This window comes from Vibrio sp. SCSIO 43135 (assembly GCF_023716665.1).
Classification (GTDB): domain Bacteria; phylum Pseudomonadota; class Gammaproteobacteria; order Enterobacterales; family Vibrionaceae; genus Vibrio; species Vibrio paucivorans.
Genome location: NZ_CP071859.1, coordinates 1,336,593 through 1,352,480, shown reverse-complemented (window position 1 = coordinate 1,352,480; position 15,888 = coordinate 1,336,593). Strand labels below are relative to the sequence as shown.

13 protein-coding genes are annotated in these 15,888 nt (G+C 44.4%); 5 read left to right on the top strand and 8 right to left on the bottom strand.

Features of this window, described 5'->3' with window-relative positions; translation table 11 throughout:
• Positions 1-44 precede the first annotated feature (44 nt).
• The 4 genes from J4N42_RS06205 to J4N42_RS06190 form a co-directional block, all read right to left on the bottom strand.
• Entirely contained in the window at positions 45-1,340 is a 1,296-nt protein-coding gene (locus J4N42_RS06205; RefSeq protein WP_252030543.1) for an HlyD family type I secretion periplasmic adaptor subunit, read from the bottom strand.
• Positions 1,330-3,369, bottom strand: a complete 2,040-nt coding sequence (locus tag J4N42_RS06200) for an ABC transporter transmembrane domain-containing protein (protein WP_252030542.1) — start codon at positions 3,367-3,369, stop codon at positions 1,330-1,332. The genes J4N42_RS06205 and J4N42_RS06200 overlap by 11 nt, the downstream gene beginning before the upstream one ends.
• On the bottom strand, positions 3,366-4,976 hold the full coding sequence (locus J4N42_RS06195; protein WP_252030541.1) for an AAA family ATPase: 1,611 nt from the start codon (positions 4,974-4,976) through the stop codon (positions 3,366-3,368). Before J4N42_RS06195 ends, J4N42_RS06200 begins: the two co-directional genes overlap by 4 nt.
• 161 nt (positions 4,977-5,137) lie before the next feature.
• A complete protein-coding gene (locus J4N42_RS06190; RefSeq protein WP_252030540.1) occupies positions 5,138-5,413 on the bottom strand; it encodes a nitrogen fixation protein NifW in 276 nt (91 codons plus the stop codon).
• A gap of 245 nt (positions 5,414-5,658) precedes the next feature.
• Between J4N42_RS06190 and J4N42_RS06185 the strand changes: the two genes are divergently transcribed.
• Positions 5,659-6,078, top strand: a complete 420-nt coding sequence (locus J4N42_RS06185) for a universal stress protein (RefSeq protein ID WP_252030538.1) — start codon at positions 5,659-5,661, stop codon at positions 6,076-6,078.
• Between the two features lie 77 nt (positions 6,079-6,155).
• Here J4N42_RS06185 and J4N42_RS06180 read toward each other — a convergent pair whose 3' ends face one another.
• Positions 6,156-7,499, bottom strand: coding sequence for a hypothetical protein (locus J4N42_RS06180; protein WP_252030537.1), 1,344 nt, complete (start codon positions 7,497-7,499; stop codon positions 6,156-6,158).
• Between the two features lie 438 nt (positions 7,500-7,937).
• On the opposite strand from J4N42_RS06180, the gene J4N42_RS06175 reads away from it, so the two are divergent.
• The gene (locus J4N42_RS06175; RefSeq protein WP_252030536.1) at positions 7,938-8,219 is read left to right on the top strand and encodes a hypothetical protein; all 282 of its coding nucleotides are present in this window, start codon (positions 7,938-7,940) and stop codon (positions 8,217-8,219) included.
• Here the strand turns inward: J4N42_RS06175 and J4N42_RS06170 are convergent.
• Positions 8,216-9,595: an ankyrin repeat domain-containing protein gene (locus tag J4N42_RS06170; protein WP_252030535.1), complete on the bottom strand. Its 1,380-nt coding sequence runs from the start codon at positions 9,593-9,595 to the stop codon at positions 8,216-8,218. The two genes, J4N42_RS06175 and J4N42_RS06170, sit on opposite strands and share 4 nt — an antisense overlap.
• A gap of 122 nt (positions 9,596-9,717) precedes the next feature.
• On the opposite strand from J4N42_RS06170, the gene J4N42_RS06165 reads away from it, so the two are divergent.
• A complete protein-coding gene (locus tag J4N42_RS06165) occupies positions 9,718-10,167 on the top strand; it encodes a hypothetical protein (RefSeq protein ID WP_252030534.1) in 450 nt (149 codons plus the stop codon).
• A gap of 48 nt (positions 10,168-10,215) precedes the next feature.
• On the opposite strand, the gene J4N42_RS06160 is transcribed toward J4N42_RS06165, so the two are convergent.
• Both J4N42_RS06160 and hrpA read right to left on the bottom strand, forming a co-directional pair.
• Positions 10,216-10,701, bottom strand: coding sequence for an outer membrane beta-barrel protein (locus tag J4N42_RS06160; protein WP_252030533.1), 486 nt, complete (start codon positions 10,699-10,701; stop codon positions 10,216-10,218).
• Positions 10,702-10,810: 109 nt separating this feature from the next.
• The gene (gene hrpA, locus J4N42_RS06155; RefSeq protein WP_252030532.1) at positions 10,811-14,752 is read right to left on the bottom strand and encodes an ATP-dependent RNA helicase HrpA; all 3,942 of its coding nucleotides are present in this window, start codon (positions 14,750-14,752) and stop codon (positions 10,811-10,813) included.
• A gap of 384 nt (positions 14,753-15,136) precedes the next feature.
• Between hrpA and J4N42_RS06150 the strand changes: the two genes are divergently transcribed.
• Together J4N42_RS06150 and J4N42_RS06145 are read left to right on the top strand one after the other, a co-directional pair.
• Complete coding sequence (locus tag J4N42_RS06150) at positions 15,137-15,313, top strand: hypothetical protein (RefSeq protein WP_252030531.1); 177 nt, start codon at positions 15,137-15,139, stop codon at positions 15,311-15,313.
• A gap of 42 nt (positions 15,314-15,355) precedes the next feature.
• Complete coding sequence (locus tag J4N42_RS06145) at positions 15,356-15,832, top strand: porin (protein WP_353505352.1); 477 nt, start codon at positions 15,356-15,358, stop codon at positions 15,830-15,832.
• The last annotated feature ends 56 nt before the right edge of the window (positions 15,833-15,888 follow it).

Below are 15,888 nucleotides of genomic sequence, written 5' to 3'. Positions count from 1 at the left end.
AAGGGACAGTATACGCTGTCCCTTTTCACTATTTAGCAGGTTGGCTACCTCTCGCCAAATGCCACACTCACATTGGTATAGATTGGCTTCCATAAGTATTGGAAAACAGATTTCTCCCCAGTGGTAATGTCTGCTTCACCTGTCATTCCTGGCAAAATCGAGAATGTTTCAGGATCACCACCAAAGTACGGTTTATCGACGGACACGACGACTTCATAGTAGATCTCACCTTTTTCATTCTGACTGGTTGTTGGTGAAATACTCTCAACAGAACCTTTTAGAGCGCCAAACCGGCTGTAATCAAACGCATCGACTTTGATTCTTGCTGCTTGGCCAACACTCACAAAACCCACATCTCTTGGTGACAGCCTCGCCTTAAAGTCTGCCTTTCCACCAATGGGAACGATTTCGACCACAGTTCCCCCAGGCTGTATTACGGCTCCGATTTTTGTGCTTGGAATACTCTGAACTAAGCCCTGCAAAGGGGAAAGCATAACCGTGTTACTTAATTTCGCCTGACTAGAACGAACACGAGCGTTCAACGCAGATAAATCCGAAACCGCTTTAGAGCGCTCATCACTCACCGCAACTTTCGCTTCCGCCAGCAATTGTTCTATTTTCTGTTCGTTTCCATCTGCCTGCTTTAGTAGAACCGATCGTTTGCCTCGCGCCTCTTCTATCTGCTGCTCTATACTCGCGAGTTTTTGACGCATTTCGAGTACACGTAAACGCGATATATTCCCGGCTTTATAACCTTTTTCCAAAATGGCGAGTTCTTGTTTTGTTGCATTCAGCTGCTTCTCATAAGCAGGTAACGCTTTTTCAATACTGTGTAACTGCTCTGCGATTTGTTCGCTTTCTTTCTCTAGAACGATCCGTTTTTGGTAGAACAAAGCTTTCTGCGCGTTCAATTGAGCTCTTTGCTGACTAACAATCTCCGGATACTCAACTTCGTATTGAGCGAAATCTGGCTCCCTTTGATCTAATAGAGCGTTCATGCGTTCAATACTTGCTTGTAAGGTCACTTGTTGTGATTTCAGCTCTTCCAACGCGGTCTGCTGAAATGTGGCATCAAACTCAACCAAAGGCTGACCTTTTTCCACTAACTGACCTTCCTTTACTAAAATGCGCTTAAGTTTACCGCCGATGTCACTTTGCAAAACTTGGCGTTCTCCTTCAGGGATCACAGCGCCTTTCGCTTTTGCTATCTCATCTACCTGAGTCACCAAAGACCAAGTCACAAATACCAGCACACACAAAGCAACTGACCAAGTCGCGACTCTGAGCGAACGAGCGGTTGTTTGAGACTCAACGAGCTCTCCGTATACATTATTGTCCATTCACTACCTCCGGTTCGCTTTCGTCCTGCTCCAATGATCCGGCATACACCACAGCCCCTTCATTGAGCACAACAACTTTATCAGCCAACTTGATTAAGTCTGGGTCATGAGAGGAGAAAATAACGGTGGCATGAGAGCGCTTACTGGCTAAAAACTCACCAAACACGGCTTTCGCTCGAGGGTGATAATCTGGAACAGGGTTATCCATAATGAACAGCTTGTAGTCATAAACTAACGCTTTAGCATCAATGAGAATTTGCGCAACCGTACCTGAAAGTAAATCAAACAAGCTATCTGGTGTAAGTGTGCTTATTTGAGTATCCAGCCCTTGTTCCAAAGTGGAATACCACTCTGTGCCACCGACTTTGGACAAACAAGCGATCATTTTTTCGTCGCTTACGTCATGTCCGTCGGACAACCACTCTCGCACCGAAAGGGTCAACAAATCTGGGTAGGCCGCACGGATAAAACACCAGTGCCGATACAGTTGTGGATCATACTGAGCAAGGTTTACATCATTGAGCTCAACAATACCATTCGGAACATCATGTAGCCCAGCAACAACATCCAATAGCGATGATTTCCCACTGCCTGATGGTCCCGTAATCGCCACAATTTCGCCGGGCTCAATGTCAAAAGACACCCCACTTAATGCAGGACGGCTCTGCTTTGGATAACGCAAAGTGACTTGGTCCAATCTCAGCTTAGGAGCTTGCTGAGGAAGTGCTTGGTGCTGATAACTAAAGTCACGCTCTGATGGTTGAGACAGCAGCCGATTGATCTGTAATTTTGATTGCCTAAAACTGGTAAATCGTAATGCGCTATTTGCCAGCATTTGCGCAGGCCCGGTCACTTTAGAAATAAGCATCATCGATGCGATCAGGCCACCGGGTGTCAACACCTGTTCAAAGATAAGGCCAATACCAAGCCCCATAACCGCAAGTGTTGAGCCCACATTAATCATGTAGTAGAGGGATGTATATCGATTTTGTTTTACTGCTTGAGTAAAGCCAATTCTAGAGGCAAGCAAGTTTGCCTTTTTGAACCTTTGTACCCAATACGGCAAAATGCCTGCACTTCGAATAAACACAAGTTTTGATGAGAATTCATTGGTCAGATTCTGTCGGTTGGTACCTGCTACTGTCGATTGCTGAGCACTCTGCGTATTGACCTTCATCGAGCGCTTTGCCAGAGTAAAATAAAGCAGTAAAGACACAATCGGAACCAGTACCAACCAACCACCAAGCACACCAATCGCAACTATAAACAAAATCATAAATGGTAAATCGAACAAGGCATTCCCGAGTGGCCCAGCCAACACACCCGAGATACGCTCAGAAAGCAGCAATTGATTTTGCTGGCTCGAAGAGGAAATCTGCTGATTATAGGCATAGCTATTTTTGAGAAGTTTCTGCACCAAACTTTGTGATATTTCACGGCTGACGCGATTTGAGACACTGGCAAACACACGACTTCTGAGAGTACGCAACCATCCCATCATCAGAAATAGCAACAATGCACCAATGGCGATACCCTGCAGCTCATGCCCGGCATCACCACCAATCACATGATCGTAAATAGACATGGTGATAAACGGCACTAGCAATGCAAATAAGTTAGTGAGAAAACTCACCAGCAGCAACTTCGGAATCATTGGCCTGAATGCATGCAAGCGAGAGCCTACCCAATCACTCGCATTACTTTCCAATGGCACATCGAGAATCACAATATAAAACTGAGCCGTGTCGTTGTTGCTTCCTGTATCTGGAGACAAAAAGTGCCCGCCCTCAAATACCCCGACTTCAAGCCGTCCTTCATTGTAAACGGCAATGACTTTCTTGTGTTTCGTTACCCCCTTGGCATTAGGCGCTAGCAAGTAAGGCAAGTTAATCCTGTCAAACAGAGCAAACAACTCATCTATTGTCGTGACACTGTTTTCTTCTACCCACTGCTTCGCAAACAGCTGAACGTTGGCGTTTACTTCCAGTTCTTTTAGTAATGAAAGGCCAAGCTTTTCTAGTGGCATCATGCGGCTTCTCCTTTCTCAATGTTCGACTCTACCGTGACCGTTTTTGTCGCGAGTTGCTGCAAACTAGGATGATGCGTCACTATGATGATGATCCGGCCATTTGCTTTTTCCTGTTCTAAGACCTGAGCCAATTTTGCTAAGCTGTCTAGATCAAGTGAGGCATCGGGTTTATCTAACAGCACTACTGTCTTTGACGTCGCAAGCTGCGCTGCAATATTTAAAAGCTTGATACTCCCCATACTAAGCGGTGAAGATGGAGTATGTCCGATCTTCGTTTCTAGGCCGTCTGGTAACCGAGTTATTTGTGCCGATAACCCTAATCCAAATGAATACTGATTGGCTCGCTCGGTATTTTCAGGATTAAAACCACATAAGTTATCGAGCAAAGTGCCCGCAACTAACTGCCCTTTTGCACCACAATATGCCATTTCGCTCCTAAGGTTTTGTTGGGACGAAACTTGTTCATTGATCTGCACTTCTATTGAGCTTGGCTCATCGATGCCAGCCAATAACGCCAAGACATAACTGTCAACATGCCGAGCGTCACTGCTCAACAGTACCAAGTCCCCCTTGCTTGCAGTAAAACCGACATCACACAGGTTGCCATAGCGCTCGCCAACAAGGTTATTGACCGTCAATGTTTCCAGTGATTGTGCTAGCTGCGGTACTAAGTGGTTTTCACTTAAATGCTCTAGTTTTTCTATCGCTTGGTTGGCTGTGTGAATCGTATTGAGTTTTACCCTAACGCCGATAAGTGCACTAAGAGGTGCCACCGCTCTACCGGAAAGAATCGAACAAGCGGCTAAACCACCTGTTGTTAGATCTCCCGCCAATACCCACAAGCTTCCAACGATTACAAGGGTAACCGACGTCGCCAGTGCCGCTAGCTGAATACACTCCTGAGCGAACGCATTTTGCTCTTCCTCTCGCGCTTTCGACAGTGAGCGAGAATAGTTCAAGCGTTTGAATTGACTGAATATTCGCGACTCTACCGCTTGTCTTTTGATACCTTGCAAGGTTTGACTAAGTAGCAATAGAAACCCTTTACGATCTTGTTCGTACCGGGAAGCCTGCTCCCCTAACGATTTTGCTTTCTGGGACGAAATCCACACTATCGCTAATGTCGCGAGCCATACTGCCACTGGAACCAGCACTAGCTCTCCACCAATGTAGGCCACCAATGCCAAAAATATGATGGCAAAAGGTAAATCAATAAACCCTGCGATTATTCCACCGGAATACCACTCTTTGACGCGGCTTACCGACCCTAGCCCTTCTTCAACACCACCAACTCCAGCATGACGAAGTTGTGATGGTTCCGCGCAGCCAATTTTTTCTATCAACCGCTGATACGTCATGTTTTCAGTATTGTTAGCCGCTGCCGACAGTATCCAACTTCGCACAAAACGGATCAGCGCTTCTAAACCAACCGCTACAGCTGCCCCAATAAGTAGCAAGGTTGCCGTCCCATAACTTTGGTTTGGCAGTATACGATCGTAGATTTGCAAGACGGTAAGTGGAACAGCTAAGGAAAGGAGGTTAATAAGTAGTGATGGCAGTAAAACCTTAGCCACCACTTGGTTGTTCTTAAGAGTGTTGGAGCGCATACCCAGTCCTTATAAAACGTTATGAAATAAGGTTGGTACATGCTTTGAGGATCTGCAAGGTAACAAGCTGATTTAAAATAGAAATATGACCTAAATCTACAACTGGATTTAGGTACTAACCAGCATTACTCCACAAGGTATTATGATTGTTCACGGATCGGTTAGCGCCTTTGGCACGTCGTACAACCACGGCATGCTGAGCGTGTATGACGATCGAGGCGCCCGCGCTGAATTTTACAATAGGCATTCTTTAATGCTCTTCTAGCAGAAAACCAATCATCAGGTTTGGCTAACAATAAATTGCCAACGAAACGTTTGGTAAGCGGCTCGCGAAACTCTTCTATGAATTGTCGGTCAAAACCAATCTCAAAGTAGTCCAAAGCTTCTTCGATACAAGTAAAGCTAGCAATCGTGTCTTGAATAGGTATTTGAGCCATAACAGCCTAATTAGAAATAGAATGCTAGGTATTATACCTAGCCACAACGTCTTCAAACATTGATATCACAACAAGTTGAAGAGCATTCCTTAGCGACCAGCGGCCACTAATGAGGACAAAATAAGAACAAGATCCCATAATATCCAGCACAATCTAGCATTTTTGATTTTATGGGAGCAGTTCAACACTATTAAATGTCTATGTCGCTATCCTAAATTGAGTGAATCAACCATGAGGGTATTGTGATGAAATATAACCATATACTAGTTGCACTCGAGCTGTCAGAAGATAGCCATGTCGTCATCGATAGAGCCGTATTTCTTGCCAAGCAGTTGGGTGCCCAACTCTCATTTGTCCATATTGATGGAACCCATGGCGAAATCTATCCTGAACTCATCGATTTGCAGCAAAGTACAGATGATGGCCCACTAAACAACGAAGCGATGGAGCAGTTACGTGGCTTTATGTCGTATGCCGACCATCCATTGAAGCAGTTTTTGGTAGGTACCGGTGACTTGAGTGGTAAGCTACAAGCGACCATCGTTGAGAATGATGTCGACTTGCTGGTTTGTGGTCACCACCACGACTTTTGGAGTCGTATTGTGTCCTACTCAAAACATCTAATCGATAAATCTCCAGTCGATATTTTGGTCGTGCCTATTTAAGAGATACAAATGTCGGCTTAAACAAACAACGGACACGCATTGCGTGGCCGTTTTGCTATGCAGTTAACTCACTATGTTTAATGACGATAGAAAGTTAGCGTCTCCTCATCGCTTCCCTCAACGACTCGAACCGTCATTACATCGCCAGATACTGTAACGAACAGTTGATTGTCTGAACTGTCTGCAAAATCCGATAGACCTGTATCACCATTCAAGTCTGTTCCCAGAGAATCAAACGAAATCGTCATTTCATTAGTTTGTGAGTTAAGCTCATAGCTACCCCACTCCAAGCCGTTGTCTTCACTTGGGTTTTCTGCAGTGCTTAAGTCCGTATCAACCTCAGCATGGACATAGGTTCCATCATCAAGGAAAGTGAACATCAGCAGCTCATTTTCATTCTCACCCGCAATCAACCAAGTGCCCACGATGCCATTGCTGGTTAGCTTAGTGAATGTCATTGTGTCAGTGCCTACGTTAACGTCATTTTCATACTCGGTGATGTTAAACGTGAGGGTCAAACCATCGTCACTGAAAGAAAATACGACTGTTGCACCATCTTGAGAGTCAGTTAAGTCAGAGGTAATGATATCAGTCAGGCCTGTATCGCCATTTTCATCGAAGTAAGTTGTTTCACTAAAGAATTCTTCTAGGTCATTAACTTCGTATTCGCCCCACTCCATACCATTGATTTCATCAGGGTTTTCGGCATTTTCTAGATCAGTATCGATTTCAGCATGGAGGTAAGTGCCATCTTCAAAGAAAGTAAACAACAATAATTCATTCTCGTTGTCACCACTGATGAGCCAAGTGCCTACGAACTTACCAAAAGTGATATCAAAACTGTTCAACGATCCTTCAAAGTGGGAAAGTGCATCAGATTCATCGATCAACGCACTGATCGTACTTTCTTGCCCACCTTGAGCAATAACCGCTAATACTTCACTATCACTTTCAAAATCAGTTTTGCTGACATCAAAGTCGATATCTTCTGTTGCCGCTGTTTTCACATCATCGGAAATCGTAATGCCGTTGCTCGGGTCGCCATCCGTATCGAGAGTTTGCAAGAAACGAATGATGTTTACAACCTGATCATCCTCGGTGTCGTTACTATCAGCAATATCGAGCGGTGTGACAACACCTGAAGCTAATACAGGAGGAAAAGTCACTGATCCAATAGAAAAAGTGACTGTTTCGCCTTCTTCGTATTGGTAGTTACCATTTTCGTCAGTCACACCAGACAACGTTTCTGTTTCATAATTGATATTGGCAACCGCGGCATCAATAAACTGACCAGTCTGCGCAGTTGTCGAAGATCCTGATGAACCAGAACCGGAAGAATCTGAAGAACTCGAAGAGTCTCCCCCACAACCAGCCAATACAACCGAGCCACCTAGCAAGACGCTTAATAGAGTTTTATTCATCTTTTCTATCCTTGAACATGTAATACAAATGCATCAGAAAGATAGAGATAGGAACTAACAGAGGCAAATTAGTAAACCGTAGGGCCGCTGTTCGGAAGTAAGGAGAGTTGACACGTAACAATTCTTTAATAAACAGTAAATTAGCAACCATTAATTTAGCGGTTAGTTATCAACCACCAACAAGAATAAATAACCCAAGGAAATTAATTGAGATCATTTCATTTACCAAACAAATACTTATAAATAACTAATTAGTAAGCGTAATTTTTATGAACAAAATCGCAAATCGTGATTGATATCACAACAATTGCACTTCATACTACAGCGCTCATCACGTCCCAACGTTTTAGTAAGGCGTAACTAGGTAGCAATGGATTGTGGCCAATTTGTACAATAAACGTATGCACTCAATCCAGAGTGACCACTTGAGTATTTGTCATGTCTAAAGCTTTAAAATTACCCAAAACAACACCCCAAACCGGAGATGTTAGAATTTTGGTTGCAGGGTTAGCCACGTTTATCACGATTTTTATGGCCTCACTTTTTATGAGCGGTAGCTTTAAAGCACAAGCATTAATAGAGAACAACGAAAATCCGTCGGTGCACATACTTTCTCAGCAGTATTGCGGCCTCGATGCTGTTTCCCAAATTGGCTTCCATTTCGCCCTTGAGGGCCAAGATCATCAGCAAATTCCTTGCCCAAGTGGTAAAGCGAGCTAGTTAAAGCTTTTATTAGGCTGCCCTTTCGAAAGCAAGAAGTCTCGCATGGCTAAGTGTCCAAATTTGTTCGCGTATTTTATTGGCCAATATCCACCAGCACTTAACGAAGCCCCATAATCGTAGAGTAGTTTTAGCAGTTCTGTGAAGCCATTTTCTGCTGCTAAAACAATGGCTGCATCTAACTCTCTTTGGTCGATTCCGCCAGATTCCAATAGCGCGTGGCAACGTAACGACAACCCTTTGCTCACAGCTTGCTTTAAGTCACCTATGCTCTGCTCACTCTGCCAACTCATTAAGTCTGTTACAGAAGGGAGTGGAACAGCGGAATCAGCGAAATAGCTCCCATGCGCCGACAAACAGATACTAGCGATCTGATATGCGAATTCCTTTTGCTTTAGGAAGCCTTGCTTAACCAGATACTCAAGCATCACATGATCTTGATATATCACGCACGCTGCGATGAGCTCACCAGAGCAAGACGGTAACGATAAATTCGGGTTTCGCTCCAAGCAATCGATGATTTGCGCGGTTCGACCAAGCCTGAGCATGCACACCAATAACTCTGACGTTACAAATAGCTCCACATCATCGAGAATCGGCCTCGTTGCTGATTCTAGGTCGACGACCAGTTGCCAATCAAATAGTCGCTGTGTGAGTAACGGATATCTCGCCAATCTCGACGTGAACGAATCGCTGAGGCACCAATCCACGACATGTCGCGACTCAGATAGCACCGAGTATCTGGATTTGTTATCAAACGCCTTAGCTAAATCGGAATCACTGAGTCCCACTAAGGACGACCATTCCGTATCAACTTTAATTAACTGATACAACACTGTGGGGTCGACATCGATAACCGAGACCACCTTAATAAAGGCTCGCTCCGAAGCAAATTTGATGGAAGAGAGTTTACGTGTTTCAGCGATTTCGCTTTGTTCTGCCCATGGAACGATATCAGATTGGGGTAAAGCTAAAATGACCGTCACCAAAAAGTCTGTAGAGTCTGAAAACAACGCCCGGCCTGATCGTCCATCAAAGTCAGAGTCAAAAAGCTGCTCTACTTCGTTAAGATCAGACAGGTTCCAACTCTGTACGCTATCTACACTTTCTTCAATCCCGTATTCGTCAAACGTTATGCTCGAAACGATATCGTTATGACTATCTTCGTGAAATTCGAGACACCTACCGCTGCACGTCACGTGGTGTAAATATACTGGCCCCTCCTTCCAGCTTTCAAATACACGAAAAGTAGAGTTGCTTTCTTTCCAATGTTTGAAGATAAACGGCGCGGTCGTAACGAGGTATCCACCTTTTTCCTGCTGCTCAGGGATATTACTGGTTGATAGGTGATAAAGAATAGGAGCAAGATTATCCATAATCAGCAAAACTCATCCAATTGGCGAAAATGTAATCATTTACCATAGCGGATCCATTCGCCTTGTAAACACTCCTAAGGTATCTTTGTTTGGTATTCATTCCGATGGGCAGTAGGCCTTTTATGAACGATAACCAACTCGAACTCCAACACATTTACTTAGAAGCGAACTTTCAGCGCTGGCATTCTATCTCGCGATTTTTTCTGCCATATTACTGTTATCAGAATGGTTTTGTCACTTCACAAGGCAAACCAAGTTGGGAGGTCGCACGCGAACGTTGCTCAGCCTCTAGCAATCTTGCTCAGCGAAAGGATGGCTTGTTAGTCCCAATGCTTCCAGAAGAAGTGTTAGTTGGCCAAATCAAAGCGTTAGAAAGAGATGGTGAGTTAACAGTTGAAGCATTAAGCGAATTACTAGGACGTCAACTGCACTATGTCGTCATCACCCGTTCTGAACTTGGCACGCTAAAGAAACTTGGCCTTGAAAAATCCATGCCTAAAGAATGGTATCAGTCCAAACAGCAGCCTACTTCTGCTCGATTGGATACTGCGGGGATAACCTTAAGTCAATAATAAAAAGGCCAGCTCAATGAGCTGGCCTTTAAACATTGGCTTATCAACTTATAGGAAGTTCAGTGAAGCTGTTAGAGATACTGTGCCGATATCGTTGTCACCAATGGTGTAGTTCATGTAGTTGGCACCTAGCGAAAGTGGGCCGAATACTGCGTAATCCGCACCGAAGCCCCACATTAAATCAAGATCGTCTTCATCTTGGTAACCATTCGCATTTGCTTTTTGATCCCAGAAGTGCAGACCACCTTTAGCGTATACCTGTAGCGGGCCAAAGTTGATGCTTGGCTTGATCGCACCGTAAAACGAAGAAGCTTCTACTGTACCGTTACCGAAGTCGAACTCACCAAAGTTGTTGTAACCCGCTTCAACACCAATGAACGGGAGAATACCGGTACCAGCATGAATTGAGAATGTTGTTGCATCTTCCGAGTTCAGATCAGATTGACCAACTGATGCACCACCATAAATCCAAGAGTCCGCAGAAGCTGTAGCAGATGCACCAATTAACGCTAGTGCCAGTAATGTCTTTTTCATGTTAAACCTTCTAAGTGTTATCCCACAACAGCGCTACAAGGCACACTGTTGCCGTATTGCGACAAAATTATAAAGATGCTTTTACAGTATGCAAGCACTGTGCCTACAACTAACACGCATCAATAGCGTTTTTAACTCGTTTATCCGAAACCGGATAAGGTGTCCCTAGCTGCTGAGCAAAGTAACTCACTCGCAATTCCTCTAGCATCCAACGGACTTCCTTGACGTTCTCTGGAACTGCCATTCCTCTCGGAATTTTGTTAAGCAGCTCTTTGTAATCGTTTGTAACGGATTCAATTTTCAGCATATGTAAGCGATCTTTATTCGGGTCAATCGGTAACTTCTCCATACGACGTTCGATCGCTTTCATGTAACGTAGTATATCTGGCAAGCGCTTCCAACCACACTCGGTGGCAAACCCTTTAAATATCAAACTTTCGATCTGCGCTTTGATATCAGACAGCGCAAAAGCCATGGTAAAGTCGATCTTACCTTTAAGCTTTTTGTTGATGTTAAACGCCGTTGTCAGAATCGTTTCCACTTGTTGTGCAATATCGACAACGGTGTCTCCAAGTTCTGCTCTCACATGCTCTTTCAAAGATTCAAAGTTATCTGAATCCCAAACAAGACCACCCTTCTCTTCGATCAGTTTATCGATGCCACATGCAATACAGTCATCGATCAAATCCAGCACTTTGCCATACGGGTTGAAGTACAAACCTAGCTTCGATTTGTTTGGCAAATTCGAGTGCAGATACTTGATTGGAGAAGGCACATTCAACAAGATCAAGCGGCGCTGACCCGCTTTCATTGCTGTCGTTTGCTCTTGCTCGGTTTCAAACAACTTGATCTCGACGCTGTCTTTACCGTCCACCAGTGCTGGGTATGCTTTAACATCAAAACCACCACGCTTCTGCTGGTACACTTGAGGTAACTCGCCAAAGCTCCACGTATGCAGACCTTGCTGTTCGATGTCATCGTCTGCCACTTTCGAGAGTGTTTCTTGAACTTTATCTTTCAAGCTCTCTTTGAGCTCATGCAGATCTTTGTTCTCTTTCAGTTTGCGTTTTCTATGATCAATCGCGCGGAATGTCACTTTTAAGTGTTCCGGCACTTGATCTAGGTTCCAATCTTCGCGGAGCACTTCAACACCAGTCATTCGACGCAATTCTTTTTCAAGCGCATCCAGCAAGGGCATTTCCATTGGCGTCACGCGCGCTAGAAACGCATCAGCATAATTAGGTGCTGGCACAAAGTTTTTACGCAATGTTTTTGGCAGTGCTTTAATCAAGCTCACCACTAACTCATGCCTTAACCCAGGGATCTGCCAGTCAAATCCAACAGGGTCGATTTGGTTCAAAATTGGCAGAGGGACATGAACGGTTACACCATCGCTGTCTTCACCGGGCTCGAACTGGTAGCTCAGTTTTAACTTCAGCCCACTTTGATGCCAAAAGTTAGGGTAATCCAAGTCTGTTACATGGCTTGCATCGCCCTTGAACAGCATCTCTTTTTCAAAGTTCAGCAGTTCACTGTTGTCTTTCGAGGCTTTTTTCCACCATGTATCAAAGTGTCGACCAGAGACGACCTCAGTACTCACGCGCTGATCGTAGAAATCGAACAGTTCGTCGTCGTCAACCAAAATGTCACGACGACGAGACTTATGCTCTAGCTCTTCGACTTCTTGTAGCAACTTTCTATTCTGCTTGAAGAATGCGTGCTTGGTTTCCCACTCCCCTTCAACTAATGCACTACGAATGAAGATTTCTCGGCTTAATGTCGAATCGATATTACTGTAATTCACTAGGCGCTTTGGCACGATAGGTACGCCGTAAATCATGACTTTTTCATAAGCCATGACAGCAGCACGTTTTTTCGACCAATGAGGTTCACTGTAGCTACGCTTGATTAAATGTTTAGCAATCGGTTCAACCCATTCAGGCTGAATTTTGGCAATAATCCGTCCCCATAGCTTCGATGTTTCAACTAACTCAGCCGACATGATCCACTTCGGTTGTTTTTTAAACAAACCAGACGCAGGGAAGATATGGAAACGCGCGTTGCGAGCACCTTGATACTCATTTTTTTCTTGGTCCTTCACGCCAATGTGCGATAACAAACCAACCAGTATTGAGCTGTGTACTTTGTCATAACTACCAGCTTCATCATTCAGCTTAAAGTCCATCTCTCGCATGGCTTGATGAATTTGGAAATAGACATCTTGCCACTCACGAACGCGCAGGTAGTTGAGGTAATCCTGCTTACACTGCTTACGGAACTGGTTTCCTGTCAATGCTTTTTGCTGCTTCTGAATGTAGTCCCATAGATTCACAAATGTGAGGAAGTCCGATTCTTCATGGAAGAATCTACGGTGTTTATCATCAGAAGATTGCTGCTTGTCAGAAGGTCTCTCTCGCGGGTCTTGGATCGATAGCGCCGACGCAATAATCATCAACTCTTTCAAACAACCGTTTTTAGGTGCTTCTAACACCATACGTGCCAGTCGAGGGTCGATTGGCAAACGTGCTAGCTGACGGCCAATCGCAGTTAAGCGCTTCTTAGGATCTTTGGCCTTTTCGTTAATCGCTCCCAACTCTTCGAGTAGTCGAACACCATCTTGAATATTGCGCTTGTCCGGAGCTTCCACGAAAGGAAACGCTTCAATGTCTCCCAGCCCTAGCGCGGTCATCTGAAGAATAACCGAGGCCAAGTTGGTTCTTAGGATCTCTGGGTCGGTAAATTCTGGGCGAGAATCAAAGTCCTCCTCAGAATAGAGGCGGATACAGATCCCCTCCTCCACACGACCACAACGGCCTTTACGCTGGTTTGCACTCGCTTGAGATACAGGCTCGATAGGCAGACGCTGTACCTTAGTACGGTAACTGTAACGACTAATGCGCGCGGTACCAGGGTCAATAACATACTTGATGCCCGGAACCGTCAAAGACGTTTCAGCAACGTTGGTCGCCAGAACGATTCGTCTTCCCGCATGAGGTTGGAAAATACGATTTTGCTCACTCGCTGAAAGGCGCGCGTACAACGGGACAATTTCAGTATCTCGTAGATTACGTTTACCCAACGCATCCGCTGTGTCTCGAATTTCTCGCTCACCATTCATGAAGATCAAGATATCGCCTAGACCTTCATCGCAGAGCTCATCTACCGCTTCGAATATACCTTCAAGTTGATCGCGATCCACGTCATCGTCACCACGAAGTGGACGATAGCGTGTTTCTACAGGGTAAGTTCGACCAGAGACTTCAATAATCGGAGCATTGCTGAAATGCTTAGAGAATCTTTCTGGGTCAATCGTCGCCGAGGTAATAATCACTTTTAAATCAGGGCGACGTGGCAACAGCTCTTTCAGGTATCCCAAAATAAAATCGATGTTTAAGCTACGCTCGTGCGCTTCATCGATGATGATGGTGTCATATTGGTTTAAGAAACGGTCGTGTTGAATTTCAGCCAACAAGATACCGTCTGTCATCAACTTAACCTGAGTATTGTCAGAAATCTGGTCGTTAAAACGAACCTTATAGCCGACGAACTCTCCCAGTTTGGTTTCCATTTCTTCGGCAATTCGATTAGCAACAGAGCGTGCAGCCAATCGACGCGGTTGCGTGTGCCCGATTAAGCCGTATTTACCACGACCTAACTCTGCACATATTTTTGGTAACTGAGTGGTTTTACCCGAACCGGTTTCACCAGCAACGATCACCACTTGATGCTGCTCAATCGCTTGAGCGATGTCGTCTCTTTTTTGGCTAACCGGCAGAATGTCTGGGTATTCAATGGTTGGCTGAGCATTACTGCGCTGCTCGACTTCCATCATTGATTTGGCGATATCGAGTGCGATTTCATCGAACACGGCATTTCTGGATGCTTCTTTTTTAATTTTACTTGCACCGCTAATACGCTTACTCAAGCGAAATCTATCTCGCAACATACACTCGCTAAGCGCTTTGCGAAGCGAAGCTGCGTTATTGGCTTGTGCAACTTGGCCATGATTATCGGCTTGCGGCTTATTATTTTCTGGCTGTGACGAAGTCAAAGCATTACCTATTTTTACTGTCTACAAAACTGCGCGGATTGTATCACACCTCACAATAAAATCGGTTAGAACAGTTGTTTACCCACTCAACTACCTCTCCAAAACTGTGGCGCACGGTAAAGTTCACATTAATTTCAGCCTTGTGGAATAAAAACAATCTTTATGGACCGAATCTCACACAAAAACTAGAAAAGAATAAACAATTGATAATAAAGGATATTTATCTGTTTATTATGCAATTTATCTCTTCTTTATATTTATTTGATTCTCATTTTATGTCTCTCACCACATCACAAACGACTATAAGCGCCGTCCGTTTGGGAAGGAAATAAGTCCTCTTCTCACTGCACGTTAACAAGTAACAACCCTAAAGCAGAGTCAGTTATGACAGATGATGAAACAAGAGATATTTTGGAAAGCATCTCTTCACTTCAGGGCCGGATAAGAAAGAAAAGGAATTTGGCGGCCAGCAGGGAGCAACGCAAACGAATAGAAGATACGAAGTTCAAGCTCAACATGATGCGTATCGAACAAGGGAAACCTCTGTTCCTATTCAACTAAAACTCTTTGATACAAACATTAACTACTACTTTGAAAAACATGATGAAACTAACTAAATTACTACCTATTGCAGCCATCCTTTTCGCCACTCAAACGTTAGCTAACCCGTACATCGGTGCTAGCTATTTATATTCCGATTATCAAGTCAAAAGTGACTCGCTTGACCTAAGCGACACGAACAGCGGATACAACCTATACGCGGGTTACGCGTTTAATTCTCTGCTTTCTATTGAAGGTGGATACGCTGATTTCGTCGATACTCACAAAGATTTCGAGCACGTTTACTCAAACGCTTGGCTAGCGAGTGCGAAAGTTTCACTACCAATCACTATCTTCGACCTATATGGCCGAGTGGGTGTGGGTCACTTCCAAAACAATGTTAAAGATACCAACGACCTATACTATGGTGTGGGTGCTGGCGTTAAAATTGGCCCTGCGCGAGTGGCCCTAGAGTACACTCAATATGAAGCAAAAGTCGTTGAAAACAGCTACGCCCTAAGCGCAGAATTCCACTTCTAAAGCGTCTTCAAAAACGAAAAAGGCCGCAGGTAAATGTTTACCTGCGGCCTTTTGTT